The sequence below is a fragment of the Dactylosporangium sp. NPDC049742 genome, from assembly GCF_040674675.1.
Taxonomy (GTDB): Bacteria; Actinomycetota; Actinomycetes; order Mycobacteriales; family Micromonosporaceae; genus Dactylosporangium; species Dactylosporangium maewongense.
Genome location: NZ_JBFANF010000007.1, coordinates 221,789 through 233,418 on the forward strand (window position 1 = coordinate 221,789; position 11,630 = coordinate 233,418).

Sequence of the window (11,630 nt, forward strand, 5' to 3'; positions counted from 1 at the left end):
TGTCCGGTGCCCGCGGCGCCACGGACGTCAGGCGGTGAAGCGCCGGGCCGCGTCGGCGCGCAGCGCCGCCTTGTCCACCTTGCCGCCGGTGCCAAGGGGCAGCGACGGCAGGGCGACCAGGTACTCCGGCCAGTTCTGCTTCGACACCCCGGCCGCGTCCAGGTGCACCCGCAGGGCGTCGAGGGTCAGCTCGTCGCGGGTGACGATGTAGGCGCAGACGCGTTCGCCGAGAACCGGGTCGGGGACGGCGACGACGGCGGTCTGCGCGACCGACGGGTGGCCGCCGACCGCCTCCTCCACGACGAGCGCGCTCACGTTGTGGCCGCCGCGGATGATGAAGTCCGCGATCCGGCCGGTGATGGACAGGTAGCCGTCGCCGTCGACGGTGGCCACGTCGCCGGTCAGCAGCCAGCCGTCGGGACGGAACAGGGCGGCGTTCGCGGCGTCGTCGTCGAGGTAGCCGGGGGTGCAGCCGGGGCCGCTGGCGGCCACCTGGCCCGGTCCCCCGGCGGCGGTGACGTCGGCGCCGTCGGCGAGCAGCCGCAGCCGCGCCCCGGGGATCGGCCGGCCGGCGGTGGTCAGCCTGGCCGTGCGCGGGTCGTCCACGGTGGTCACCGACAGCGGGCCGGCCTCGTTGGAGCCGTAGAACTGCAGCACCGCGCAGCCGGTCCGTTCCTCGAACTCGCGGGCCCGCTCGACCGGCACTCGTTCCCCGCCGGTGAACATGACCCGTAGCGAGGAAAGGTCCGTGGTTGCGAACGCCGGTGAGTTCAGCAGCATGATGAACTGGGCGGTGACCGCGCACAGCACGGTGACCCGGTGTTCCTCGATGAGCCGCAGTGTCTCGGCGGCGTCGAACTCGGCGGTGAGCACGGTCGGGTAGCCGTACATGGCTGGCACGACGTGGGCGCTCCACAGCCCGAAGCCGTACGGGGCGGGCAGCACGCTGGCGAAGACCTCATCGGGGCCGAACCGGCCGGCGGCGTGGGCGAGGGGTCCGAAGTACTTGCGGTTGTTCATCGTCTGCCGTACGCACTTCGGCAGCCCCGTCGTGCCGGACGTGGAGTTGACGAAGAACAGGTCGTCCGCGCCGAGCCCAGGGCCCGGGTGGCCAGCGGCGGGCAGGGACGCCAGGTCGAGTGGTACGTGCCGGGGCGCGCCGCAGCGCGCGGCGATCTCCGCGCCCGGCCGGCCGCGGTGCGACCAGCGGGTGGCGAGTCCCACCGCACCGGTCTTGGCCAGCAGGTGGATGATCTCGGCGTCGCCGGCCCGGGGGCCGATCCCGACGGTGACCAGGCCGGCCTTCTGCGCGGCGAGGTAGGCGACGTGGGTCAGCGCGCCGCCGGTGAGCAGGACGGCGAGCCGGTCCCCGGGCGCGAACCCGGCATCCACATAGGACTGTGCCAGGCGTGATGACAGGACGTCGTATTCGCCCCAGGTGAAGGTGCCCTCGGGGGCGATGAACGCGACCCGGTCGGGGTCGTTGCGGGCGACCATCGCGGCGATCGTCTCGGCGGTCCAGGTGCCGGAGGCGTGGTGGGCGACGACGTCCGGAGGGTACTCAGACACCGGCGCCGCCGTCGAGGCGCAGCACGGCACCGGTGGCGAAGCGCGCTTCGGCGGAGCCGAGGTAGGCGATCGCGGCGGCGACCTCGTCCGGCTCGGCGACCGGCGGGTCGAGCAGCGCCCGGGCGTGCCCGGCCAGCCGCGGGTCCTGGTCCGGCACGGGCACCAGGTTACGTTTCAGCGGCGTGTCCACGGACCCCGGACACACGCAGGCGACCCGCACCCCATCCGGCGCGTACTCCACGGCGAGGGCCCGGGTGAGCGCGACGACCCCGCCCTTCGCGGCGGAATACGCGGCGCTGTACCGCCAGCCGCGGACCCCTGCCAGGGACGCCACGTTGACGATGGCACCCCGCGCGGCGATCAGGTGCGGCAGCGCGGTCCGGCAGGCGAGGAACGTGCCGGTGAGGTTCACCGCGAGGATCCGGTCCCACTCGGCGAGGGTGACGTCGGTGGTGTGCGCGTAGGAGGCGACCCCGGCGACGTTGGCGAGCAGGTCGATCCGGCCGCCCCAGCCGGCCGCGTCGGCGACGGCGGCGGCGACCTGATCTTCGTCGCGCAGGTCGCAGCGGATGCCGTGCACCCCGTCGATGTCCACGGCGGCCGTGTCGAGGCCGGCGACGCGGGCGCCCTCGTCCCGCAGGCGGGTCGCGACGGCCCGCCCGATGCCGGAGGCGGCACCGGTGACGAGGGTGACGCGGCCGTCGTACCGTCGTGGCATCAGCGACCGCCGTCGCGCATCGACCGGGCGTCGTGCCCGGCGAGGGAGTCGTGGCCGACCTCGGCGTTGTGCGCGTGGGCGACGTGGTGCAGGCCGAACACCGAGTCCATCCCGGCGCGCAGGCCCATCAGGTCCTCGGCCTGGTTGACCGCCTTCTTCGTCAGGGCGAGGCCGAGGCGGGGCATCTCCGCGATCCGCCGGGCGATGTCCATCGTGGACGATTCCAGGTCGGCGCGTGGCACGACCCGGTTGATCATGCCGAGTTGCAGGGCGCGGTCGGCGTACACCCGCTCACCGAGGAACAGGAACTCCTTGGCGTGCCGGGGACCCATCACCCACGGGTGGGCGAAATACTCGACGCCCGGGATGCCCATGCGCACCACCGGGTCGGCGAAGAACGCGTCGTCGGCGGCGACGATGAGGTCGCAGCACCAGGCCAGCATCAGCCCGCCGGCGATGCAGGCGCCCTGGACCGCGGCGATGGTCGGCTTCGGCAGTTCCCGCCAGCGCCGGCACATGCCGAGGTACACCTCGGACTCGCGGGCGAATCGGCTCTCCGCGCCGGGTTTGCCGACGTGGTCCCACCACAGGCCGGCGCGGCGCGGGAACGTGGTGTCGATGTCCCGGCCGGGCGTGCCGATGTCGTGCCCGGCGGAGAAGTGCTTGCCCTCCCCCGTGAGCACGATGACCTTGACCTCGTCGTCGGCGGCGGCGCGGTACAGCGCGTCGTCGAGCGCGTAGGTCATCGCGGAGTTCTGGGCGTTGCGGTACTGCGGCCGGTGCATCGTCACGACCGCGACCGGGCCTTCGGTGCGATACCGGACGACGTCTGCTTCGTCGGTCATGTCCCTTGCTCCTTCAGGCCGATGGTGGTGGCGAGGGCGGCGAGGCGGCCGCCGGGGCCGGCGAGGGCGGCGAGGGCCCAGGCCCGTTTGGCGAAGCGGTGCAGCTCGTATTCGACGGTGTAGCCGATGGCGCCGTGGCACTGGATCGCGGCGCGGCTCGCCGCGTGCGCGGCGTCGGCGGCGAGCACGACGGCGCCGTCGACGGCGGGTCCCGCGTCCGCGCCTTCCTGCAGGGCCCAGGCGGCGGCAAGGACGGCGGGCCGGGCGAACTCCAGGCCGAGGTACGCGTCGGCGAGTTGGTGCTTGACGGCCTGGAAGCTGCCGACGGGCGCCCCGAACTGGTAGCGCTGCTGGACGTAGCCGACGGTCAGGTCGAGCATCCGCCGGCCGAGCCCGACCAGTTCGGCGGCGTGGCCGAGGGCGGCCCGCCCGGCGGCGGCCTCGACGAGTGCCGGCTCGTCGGTGAGGACGCCGGCAGCCATGGAGACGACGGCGTCGAGACTGGTGTCCACAGTGGATGCGGCAGTGCTCGGGCCACCGATCCGGGCGACACCGCCGTCGAGGTGCAGCACGAGGTCGGCCTGCCCGCCGAACGGGGTGAGGCCGCCCGGCCCGGCGACCGCGATCCGCAGCGACCCGGTGGCGGCCGCGGCGGCCCGGTCGTCGTCGAGCGCGGCGAGCAGCGGCACGGCGACGAACGCGGTCGCGGTGACCGGCAGCGCGACGGCGGCGTAGCCGACCTCCTCAAGGACCGGGACGAGGTCGGTCTCGTCCAGGCCGAGGTCGGCCATGGCGGCGAACACGCCGAGATCGGCGAGCGTGGACCAGCCGCCCGCGGCGAGCGGCGCCCGCACCGCGTCGCGCAGCGCGGTCTGGTCCTCAGTCAACGCGAACCGCACAGTGGCTTCCCTTCACGCTCGTGGCAGGCCGAGCACCCGCTCGGCGACGATGTTGCGCTGGATCTCGTTGGTGCCGGCGTAGATCGGGCCGGCGAGCGAGAACTGGAAGCCGCGGGTCCACGGCGAGTCGAGGACCGCTTCCGCGCCGAGCAGCTCCAGGGCGATCTCGTGCAGCTCGATGTCCAGCCGCGACCAGAACAGCTTGTTGAGGCTCGATCGGGCGCCGGGTGGTCGCCCTTCGACGAGGTCGGTGACCTGGTTGAGGGTGAACAGCTGGTAGGCGCGGGCGTTGAGCCAGGCCCGGGTGACCCGCTCCCGCACGACGGGCCGCAGCCGGTCGCCCTGCGCGGCGGCGAGCGCGACGAGCCGCTGCGCGGTGTGCAGGAACCGGCCCGGGGAGCGCAGCGTGAGGCCGCGTTCGGAGCCGGTCGTGGACATGGCGACCTGCCAGCCCTTGCCGGGTTCGCCGAGGACGGCGCCGGCGGGGACGAACACGTCGTCGAAGAAGACCTCGGCGAAGCCCTCGTCGCCGTCGAGGCGGCCGAAGCCGCGGACCGTCACCCCGTCGGCGTCCAGGGGGACGAGGAAGTAGGTGAGGCCGCGGTGCCGGGCGGCGGCCGGGTCGGTGCGGAACAGACCGAAGAGGTGGGTGCTGAAGGCGCCTCGGGTGGTCCAGGTCTTCTGCCCGTTGAGCCGCCAGCCGCCGTCGACGGGTTCGGCGCGGCTGCTGATGGCGGCGAGGTCGCTGCCGGCGCCGGGCTCGGACCAGCCCTGGCACCACAGGTCCCGGGCGGCGGCCATCCGAGGCAGGAGGGTGTCCTGCTGCACAGGGGTGCCGAACTCGAACAGTGTCGGGGCGAGCAGGAAGATGCCGTTCTGGGTGACGCGCTGCGGTGCGCCGGCGGCGTAGTACTCCTCTTCGAAGACGAGCCACTGCCACAGTGAGGCGTCGCGGCCGCCGTACCGGCGCGGCCACGACACGACGGCCCAGCCGGCGTCGAACAGGGAGCGTTCCCAGTGCAGGTGCTCGGCGAAGCCCTCGCGGGTGTCGCCGGACGGCAGCGGGCCGGGCACGTTGGCTCGCAGCCAGGCCCGTGCCTCGGCGCGGAAGGCGGCCTCGTCCGGCGTGTCTTCCAGGCGGATTCCGGTCACTGGCCGAACTCGTCCCGGACTTTGTCGGCCACGCCGGTGAGGTTGAGCTCGAAGGTGAAACCCTGCTCGTAGCGGTAGCTGCGTTTCGGGTCCCACGGGTCGATGCCGTTGAGCGACTCCTTCGCGGCCCGGATGACCGCCGGGTCCTTGGCCGCGATGTCGTGGGCGACGGCGAACGCGGCGGCCCGCAGCTCGTCGCGGGGCACGACGGTGAGGACCGAGCCGAACGCGTGCAGCTCGGCGGCGGTCGCGGTCGCCGACGTGTACATCATGGCCCGCATCTTGTGCTGCGGCACCAGCCGCGACAGGTGCGTGGCCGCGCCGAGGGCGCCCCGGTCGACCTCCGGCAGCCCGAACGTGGCGTCGTCGGAGGCGACGATGACGTCGGCGTTGCCGACCAGGCCGATGCCGCCGCCGAGGCAGAACCCGTGCACGGCGGCGATGACGGGGACCGGGCAGTCGTAGACGGCGCTGAACGCGGCCGCGCAGCCACGGTTGGCCCCGACGAGGGCGCCGTAGCCGGTGCTCGCCTGGATTTCCTTGATGTCGACGCCGGCGTTGAAACCGCGTCCCTCGGCGCGCAGCACGACCGCGCGGACGCCCGCGTCGGCGCCGGCCGCGTCGAGGGCGGCGGCGAGGGCGAACCAGCCGGCCACCGGCAGCGCGTTCACCGGCGGGTTGGCCATGACGATCTCGGCCACCCCGAGTTCGTCCACTGTGGACTCGATCACGATGCCTCCGTGGTGAAGGTCGCCCAGCCGTACACGGCGACGGTGCCGTCCTGGGTGGTGCACGTCATCTCGACGTCGAAGCTGTCCTCGTCCTGCCGCACGACGGTGCCGTCGCAGGTGACGGTGTCGCCAGGGAAGACCTGGGCGGCGAAGCGGACCCGGAAGGAGCGGACCGCCGCGGCGCCGAACCGGTCGGTCGCCCAGGTCGCCAGGAACCCGGCCTGCAGCATGCCCAGTGACAGCGGCGCCGGCATCCCGGCCGACAGGGCGAACAGCTCGTCGTGGTGGATCGGGTTGAAGTCCCCGGACGCCCCCTGGTAACGCACCAGGTCAGTCCGAGTCAGCGGGCCGTGGACGGAGGCGGTCATGCCGTCACCTTCGCTTCGGCGCCGCCCTGACCTTGGGACTGCGCTGCCTGATGACCGGCCCCTCCGCTGCGCTGCGTGCCGGTCACTGCCGTCTCCACGCCGGTGAGGCGGGCGGTGGCGACGTGGCGGCCGGTCTCGTCGCGGAACTCGGTGACCATCACCGCGAAGGTCAGGGTGCCGCTGCGGCCCTCCTTGCGGGTGACCGACTCGATCCGGGATCGCCCGGTGAGCCGGTCGCCGGCGCGGGGTGGCGGGCCGTGGAACACGAACTCCTGCTCCGCGTGCAGCCCCTTGCGCTGGTCCATCGCGACCGCCGGCCAGGGGTCGGACTCCCCGGTCTGCCAGAAGAACGCGGTGGTCAGAAACGTCGGCGGGATCACCGGGTCCTCCGCCGTCAGATAGTCGGGGTTCGCCGAGCCGGTCGCGCGGGCGAACTCGCGGATCTTGCCGCGTTCGATGTCGAGGGTGAACGGCTCGCCGGTCACCCCGACTGCACTGTCGTCGACCATGCCGGCCTCTCTACGGGTGTTGACTGCTGACCGAGACGACCTCGCCGGTCATGTACGAGCTGTATTCGCTGGCCAGGAAAACGATCACGTTGGCGATCTCCCACGGCTCCGCGGGGCGGCCGAATGCCTCCCGGGTGGACAGCTCGGCGAGCAGTTCGTCCGTGGTGACCTTCGCCAGGTGCGGGTGCATCGCCAGGCTGGGCGCGACGGCGTTGACCCGCACCCCGGAGCGGGCCGCCTCGAGGGCGGAGCAGCGGGTGAGCGCCATGACCCCGGCCTTCGCCGCGGCGTAGTGCGCCTGGCCCTCCTGGGCCCGCCAGCCGATGACGGAGGCGTTGTTGACCACCACCCCGGTGCCGCGCGGGATCATGTGCCGCAGTGCCGCCCTGGTACAGCGGAAGGTGCCGGTGAGCGTGACGTCCAGGACCGTGCTCCACTGCTCGTCGGTCATGTCCACGACGGCGGCGGTGCCACCGAGCCCGGCGTTGTTGACCAGCACGTCGAGCCCGCCACCGAAATGCGAGACGGCGGTGGCGAAGAGGTGCTCCACCTGGGCCTGGTCGGTGACGTCGCACGGCACGCCGAGGACGCCGAGGCGTTCGGCGGCTTCGGCGAGGCGGCGCTCGTGCCGGTCGGAGACGACGACCGTGGCGCCCTCCTCGACGCACCGCTCGGCGGTGGCGAAGCCGATGCCGGTGCCCGCGGCGGCGGTGACCAGCACGGTGCGACCGGCGAGCAGCCCGTGGCCCGATGTCCTGTTCGGCATGGTCACGACTCTACCAAGCGCTTGCTTGGCTGACCAGAGGCGCGCCGGGCCTGATCGAGCGGCACCGCGACCGCCGCGGTCGTCGACAGCCGCGGCCGGTCCGGCTCCTCCTCCGTCAACGGCGTAGCAGGTCGCAACGAGTCGCGGCTGCGCACGGCCAGGGCCTGATACACCGCCGTCCCGTGCGCCTTCCAGGCCAGTTCCACGTCCGTCAGGTCCCGCACGACCTTCGCCGGCGCGCCGGCCACCAGGGTCCTCGGCGGCACCACGAACTCGGCCCTGACGAGGGAGTGCGCGCCGACGAACGCGTATTCGCCGACGTCGACGCCGTCCAGCACGACCGCGTTGATGCCGATGAGCGCGCCGGCGCCGACGCGGCAGCCGTGCAGGACCGCGCCGTGCCCGACGTGTCCGTCCGGGCCGAGGGTCAGGACCGTGCCGGGGAAGGTGTGCAGGACGCAGGAGTCCTGGACGTTCGAGCCGGCCGCCATGACGATGCGCCCGAAGTCGCCGCGCAGGCTGGCGAGGGGGCCGACGTAGCAGCCGGCGCCGACGTGGACGTCGCCGATGAGCACCGCGGTCGGATGGACGTACGCGGTCGGGTGGACGACCGGCACGACGTCCTCGATGGCGTAGGCGGGCATCAGGCGAGCCGCTTCAGCGTGTCCGCGGCCTCGGCCATGATGCGCTCGATGAGCTCCGCGCAGCTGGGCAGGTCGTCGATGAGCCCGGCAACCTGGCCGGTGGCCATGACGCCGGCGTCGGCGCGGCCGTCGACCATGGCGGCGCGGATCAGCATCGGGGTGTTCGCGGCGAGGACGAGCTGGCTGAGGCGCAGGTCGTGGCTGCCGCGCATGGCCCGGCCCTCGCGCAGCATGCTCAGCCACGACCGGCCCGTCAGCTTCCGCAGCACCTGCGCGTTGCGGACCGCGCGGGGCAGCCGCCGCAGCGCGCCGGTGTCGGCGAGGCCATCGACGAAGGGGGTGCGCAGGACCCGCTGCGGCACGCCGTCCAGCGCCGCGGTGACGACCGTGTCGGTGACGGTGGCGTCGAGGTACCGCTGCTTCACCGCCGCACCGACCGGGCTGTCGCTGGTGAGCAGGAACCGGGTCCCCATCGCGATCCCGGCGGCGCCGTAGGCGAGGGCGGCGACCAGGCCACGTCCGTCGAAGAAGCCGCCGGCGGCGATGACCGGAATGTCGACGGCGTCGACGACCTGGGGCAGCAGCAGGGTGGTGGGGACCGGGCCGGTGTGCCCGCCGCCCTCGCCACCCTGCACGACGACGGCGTCCACGCCCCACGCGGCGACCTTCTCCGCGTGCCGGCGCGCCCCGACGGACGGCACCACCACCACGCCGGCGGCCTTGAGCCGCTCGATCAGTTCGGGCTTCGGCGCGAGGGCGAACGAGGCCACCCGTACACCTTCCCGGATGAGCAGATCGGCGCGCTGTGCCGCATCGGGGGCGTCGGCGCGCAGGTTGACCCCGAACGGTGCGTCGGTCAGCCGCCGCACCTCGGCGACCGCGGTCACCAGTTCCTCGTAGGACAGGGTCGCGCTGGCGAGGATGCCGAGGCCGCCGGCGTTGGAGGTGGCGGCGGTGAGCCCGGCGTCGGAGACCCAGCCCATGCCGGTCTGCACGATCGGGTACCGGATGCCGAACAGCTCGCAGATCGGCGGCCGCAGCGCGCTCACGTGTCGACTTCCCGCGAACGGACCGAGGCCGGGTCGATGACCTCGCGGATCAGGGCGAGTTCGGCGTCGGTCGGCAGCCGGGTCTGCGGTACGTCCGCGGGCACGGTCAGCTCGAAGCCGGTCGCGGAGACGATCTCGTCGACGGTGACGCCGGGATGCACCGAGACCAGACGCATCCGGTGATCGTCGGTGCCGAAATCGAAGACGCCGAGGTTGCTGACCACCCGCCGGATCTCGTGGTAGCGGCCGGCGGCCGGGTTCGCGGCGGCCCGGTCGTAGCCGACGCCGCTGACCATGTCGACCGCGGCGACGAACGAGCGCTGCCCGTGCCGGGGCACCCAGTAGCTGGTGGGGTGATTGACGGTGTTGCCGGGCGCGCCACGGACGCCGAGCAGCGCCCGGGTCGGGCGGGCGAAGTCGCCGATGGCGGAGATGTTGGCGTTGCCGTAGCGGTCGATCTGGCTGGGGCCCATCATGACGTGCCGGCGGCCGGTGTACAGCAGGTCGAACACGGCCCGGAACGGGATCCAGCCTTCGACGACCGGCGGGGTGGCGCCGATCGCCCAGGTGCCCTGGGTCAGGTACGCCTCGCCGTCGGACAGCAGCAGGTCCGGCGCGAAGGTGGCACGGGCCAGCCGGGCGGCGATGCTCGGCACCAGGCCGATCGGGCTGGCGAGGATCTCCCCGTCGCCGCGCCACACCTCGGCGCAGGCCACGACGCACACCTCAGCGCGAGTGACAGTGCTCATGCTGTTGCTCACGTCAGGACCTCCAGGTACCGGTCGTAGAACGCCGCCCACGCCTGCGGGTCGGCGGCGGCGGCGACGTATTCGCGCTGGAACGCCTCGTCCCGGCCGTAGTCAGGGGCGCAGGAGGTGAAGTGCGCGCCGCGGGGCGCCTCGACGACCCCGTGCACCATCCACCGCTGCAACAGCAGCGACTGCACGGGTGCGGTCCGGGTGAGCTCGGCGGTGTCGACGATCTGCTCGCACGACACGTAGGCCCTGTCGGCGGCGCTGCAGAACAGGTCGTCGAAGTACGGGTCGGGCCCCAGGTACTGGGCGTTGCCGTGCATGTCGGCCCGGTTGAGGTGCACCAGGGCCGCGTCGAGGCGCACCGCCGGGATCGCGACGAGTTCCTCGTCGCCGTAGGGCGAGGCGACGGTCCGCAGCGCGGGGTTGACCTTCAGCACGTCGGAGCCGAGCCCGGCCCGGCTGGGCATGAAGGGCAGCCGGCACGCTGCGGCGTACAACGCCCAGCGCAGCATGCCCTCGTCGTATTCGGTCACCTCCACCGCGCCCGCCTGGCGGGCCGCCCGGAAGTGCGGCTCGAGCGGGATCGTGTCCAGGGAGACGAACCCGTACACCAGGCGGCGGACCTTCTTGGCGGCCAGGAGCAGGCCGACGTCAGGGCCGCCGTAGCTGACGATGGTCAGGTCGGTGAGGTCGGAGCGCAGGATCGCGCGCACCAGGGACATCGGTTTGCGTCTGGATCCCCAGCCGCCGATCCCGATCGTCATGCCCGAGCGCAGCTGTGCCACGACCTCGTCTTCGGTCATCCGCTTGTTCGCCATCGCCGCCTTCTTCACCGCGCAGGCCGGACCTTGCCCGATGAACGTACCAAGCGCTTGCTTGATTGCGCTACACTCGCTGCCGAGCCGTATCTCACGGCCCGCGGTCCACGTAGACTCCTGGTGCGAACGGGATTGACGAGGCTGCACAACGACATCGGTGAGGAAGAGCGGGATGGCGCGAGAGCCTGGGGATCGACGCGAGCGGATTCTCACCAGCGCTGCGGCACTGTTCGCCCGCAAGGGCGTCTCGGCCACGACCGTGCGTGAGATCGCCGACGAGGCCGGCATCCTGTCCGGCAGCCTGTATCACCACTTCGAGTCCAAGGAAGCCATGGTCGACGAGATCGTGACCTCCTACCTGGACGACCTGCGCACCCGCTACAAGCGCGTGCTGGACGGCGAAAGCCACCCGCGGACCCGCCTGCACGACCTCATCGTGGCCTCGCTCGAGGTCGTCGAGGCACACCCGCACGCCACCGAGATCTACCAGAACGATGTCAACTATCTGACCCAGATCGAACGGTTCGGATATCTGCGCACCGCCGGCAAAGAGGTGCAGAGCACCTGGCTGTCCGTCATCGAGGCAGGCATCGCCGAGGGCGTCATCCGCGACGACCTGGATCCCAAGATCCTCTACCGGTTGATGCGTGACGCCGTCTGGCTGTCGGTGCGCTGGTTCAAGCCCACCGCGGCGTACCCGATCACCCGCCTCGCCGAGGACTGCACCTCACTGTTCCTGGACGGCCTGGCCAAGTCCCGCTAACTTGATCTTCAACCTCGGGCGGGCGGGTTGGCATCGACCCCTGG

Annotated in this window: 14 protein-coding genes; 1 reads left to right on the top strand and 13 read right to left on the bottom strand. The window is 72.6% G+C overall.

Annotation, left to right across the window (positions count from 1 at the left end):
• Positions 1 to 27: 27 nt before the first annotated feature.
• Genes AB0J72_RS12585 through AB0J72_RS12645 form a run of 13 tightly spaced genes read right to left on the bottom strand, consistent with a single transcriptional unit; the run spans position 28 to position 10,823 of the window.
• Entirely contained in the window at positions 28 to 1,569 is a 1,542-nt protein-coding gene (locus AB0J72_RS12585) for a class I adenylate-forming enzyme family protein (protein WP_363397992.1), read from the bottom strand.
• The gene (locus AB0J72_RS12590) at positions 1,562 to 2,287 is read right to left on the bottom strand and encodes an SDR family NAD(P)-dependent oxidoreductase (protein ID WP_363397994.1); all 726 of its coding nucleotides are present in this window, start codon (positions 2,285 to 2,287) and stop codon (positions 1,562 to 1,564) included. The genes AB0J72_RS12585 and AB0J72_RS12590 overlap by 8 nt, the downstream gene beginning before the upstream one ends.
• Positions 2,287 to 3,132 carry an enoyl-CoA hydratase gene (locus AB0J72_RS12595; RefSeq protein ID WP_363397996.1) on the bottom strand — a complete coding sequence of 282 codons (846 nt, stop codon included), beginning with the start codon at positions 3,130 to 3,132 and terminating at the stop codon, positions 2,287 to 2,289. The genes AB0J72_RS12590 and AB0J72_RS12595 overlap by 1 nt, the downstream gene beginning before the upstream one ends.
• Entirely contained in the window at positions 3,129 to 4,031 is a 903-nt protein-coding gene (locus AB0J72_RS12600; RefSeq protein ID WP_363397998.1) for an acyl-CoA dehydrogenase family protein, read from the bottom strand. Before AB0J72_RS12600 ends, AB0J72_RS12595 begins: the two co-directional genes overlap by 4 nt.
• 12 nt (positions 4,032 to 4,043) lie before the next feature.
• Positions 4,044 to 5,183, bottom strand: a complete 1,140-nt coding sequence (locus AB0J72_RS12605; protein WP_363398000.1) for an acyl-CoA dehydrogenase family protein — start codon at positions 5,181 to 5,183, stop codon at positions 4,044 to 4,046.
• Complete coding sequence (locus tag AB0J72_RS12610) at positions 5,180 to 5,914, bottom strand: enoyl-CoA hydratase family protein (RefSeq protein WP_360558807.1); 735 nt, start codon at positions 5,912 to 5,914, stop codon at positions 5,180 to 5,182. The genes AB0J72_RS12605 and AB0J72_RS12610 overlap by 4 nt, the downstream gene beginning before the upstream one ends.
• The gene (locus tag AB0J72_RS12615) at positions 5,911 to 6,282 is read right to left on the bottom strand and encodes a MaoC/PaaZ C-terminal domain-containing protein (RefSeq protein ID WP_363398002.1); all 372 of its coding nucleotides are present in this window, start codon (positions 6,280 to 6,282) and stop codon (positions 5,911 to 5,913) included. The genes AB0J72_RS12610 and AB0J72_RS12615 overlap by 4 nt, the downstream gene beginning before the upstream one ends.
• Positions 6,279 to 6,791, bottom strand: a complete 513-nt coding sequence (locus AB0J72_RS12620; protein ID WP_363398004.1) for a MaoC family dehydratase N-terminal domain-containing protein — start codon at positions 6,789 to 6,791, stop codon at positions 6,279 to 6,281. Before AB0J72_RS12620 ends, AB0J72_RS12615 begins: the two co-directional genes overlap by 4 nt.
• A gap of 10 nt (positions 6,792 to 6,801) precedes the next feature.
• On the bottom strand, positions 6,802 to 7,557 hold the full coding sequence (locus AB0J72_RS12625; protein ID WP_363398006.1) for an SDR family oxidoreductase: 756 nt from the start codon (positions 7,555 to 7,557) through the stop codon (positions 6,802 to 6,804).
• Between the two features lie 2 nt (positions 7,558 to 7,559).
• A complete protein-coding gene (locus AB0J72_RS12630; protein WP_363398008.1) occupies positions 7,560 to 8,201 on the bottom strand; it encodes a gamma carbonic anhydrase family protein in 642 nt (213 codons plus the stop codon).
• Positions 8,201 to 9,250, bottom strand: coding sequence for a nitronate monooxygenase family protein (locus tag AB0J72_RS12635; RefSeq protein ID WP_363398010.1), 1,050 nt, complete (start codon positions 9,248 to 9,250; stop codon positions 8,201 to 8,203). Before AB0J72_RS12635 ends, AB0J72_RS12630 begins: the two co-directional genes overlap by 1 nt.
• Positions 9,247 to 9,999 (bottom strand): CoA-transferase, encoded by a 753-nt coding sequence (locus tag AB0J72_RS12640; RefSeq protein ID WP_363398012.1) that lies wholly within the window; start codon positions 9,997 to 9,999, stop codon positions 9,247 to 9,249. Before AB0J72_RS12640 ends, AB0J72_RS12635 begins: the two co-directional genes overlap by 4 nt.
• Before the next feature lie 8 nt (positions 10,000 to 10,007).
• Positions 10,008 to 10,823 (bottom strand): CoA-transferase, encoded by an 816-nt coding sequence (locus AB0J72_RS12645; protein WP_363398014.1) that lies wholly within the window; start codon positions 10,821 to 10,823, stop codon positions 10,008 to 10,010.
• A 172-nt stretch (positions 10,824 to 10,995) separates the two neighbouring features.
• Between AB0J72_RS12645 and AB0J72_RS12650 the strand changes: the two genes are divergently transcribed.
• Complete coding sequence (locus AB0J72_RS12650; protein WP_363398016.1) at positions 10,996 to 11,586, top strand: TetR/AcrR family transcriptional regulator; 591 nt, start codon at positions 10,996 to 10,998, stop codon at positions 11,584 to 11,586.
• Positions 11,587 to 11,630 lie beyond the last annotated feature (44 nt).

Bases quoted from the DNA above. Each gene is read 5' to 3' on its own strand.
- AB0J72_RS12650 (WP_363398016.1), top strand. From the start codon at position 10,996: ATGGCGCGAGAGCCTGGGGATCGACGCGAGCGGATTCTCACCAGCGCT.
- AB0J72_RS12625 (WP_363398006.1), bottom strand. From the start codon at position 7,557: ATGCCGAACAGGACATCGGGCCACGGGCTGCTCGCCGGTCGCACCGTG.
- AB0J72_RS12645 (WP_363398014.1), bottom strand. From the start codon at position 10,823: ATGGCGAACAAGCGGATGACCGAAGACGAGGTCGTGGCACAGCTGCGC.
- AB0J72_RS12615 (WP_363398002.1), bottom strand. From the start codon at position 6,282: ATGACCGCCTCCGTCCACGGCCCGCTGACTCGGACTGACCTGGTGCGT.
- AB0J72_RS12620 (WP_363398004.1), bottom strand. From the start codon at position 6,791: ATGGTCGACGACAGTGCAGTCGGGGTGACCGGCGAGCCGTTCACCCTC.
- AB0J72_RS12630 (WP_363398008.1), bottom strand. From the start codon at position 8,201: ATGCCCGCCTACGCCATCGAGGACGTCGTGCCGGTCGTCCACCCGACC.
- AB0J72_RS12640 (WP_363398012.1), bottom strand. From the start codon at position 9,999: ATGAGCACTGTCACTCGCGCTGAGGTGTGCGTCGTGGCCTGCGCCGAG.
- AB0J72_RS12590 (WP_363397994.1), bottom strand. From the start codon at position 2,287: ATGCCACGACGGTACGACGGCCGCGTCACCCTCGTCACCGGTGCCGCC.
- AB0J72_RS12595 (WP_363397996.1), bottom strand. From the start codon at position 3,132: ATGACCGACGAAGCAGACGTCGTCCGGTATCGCACCGAAGGCCCGGTC.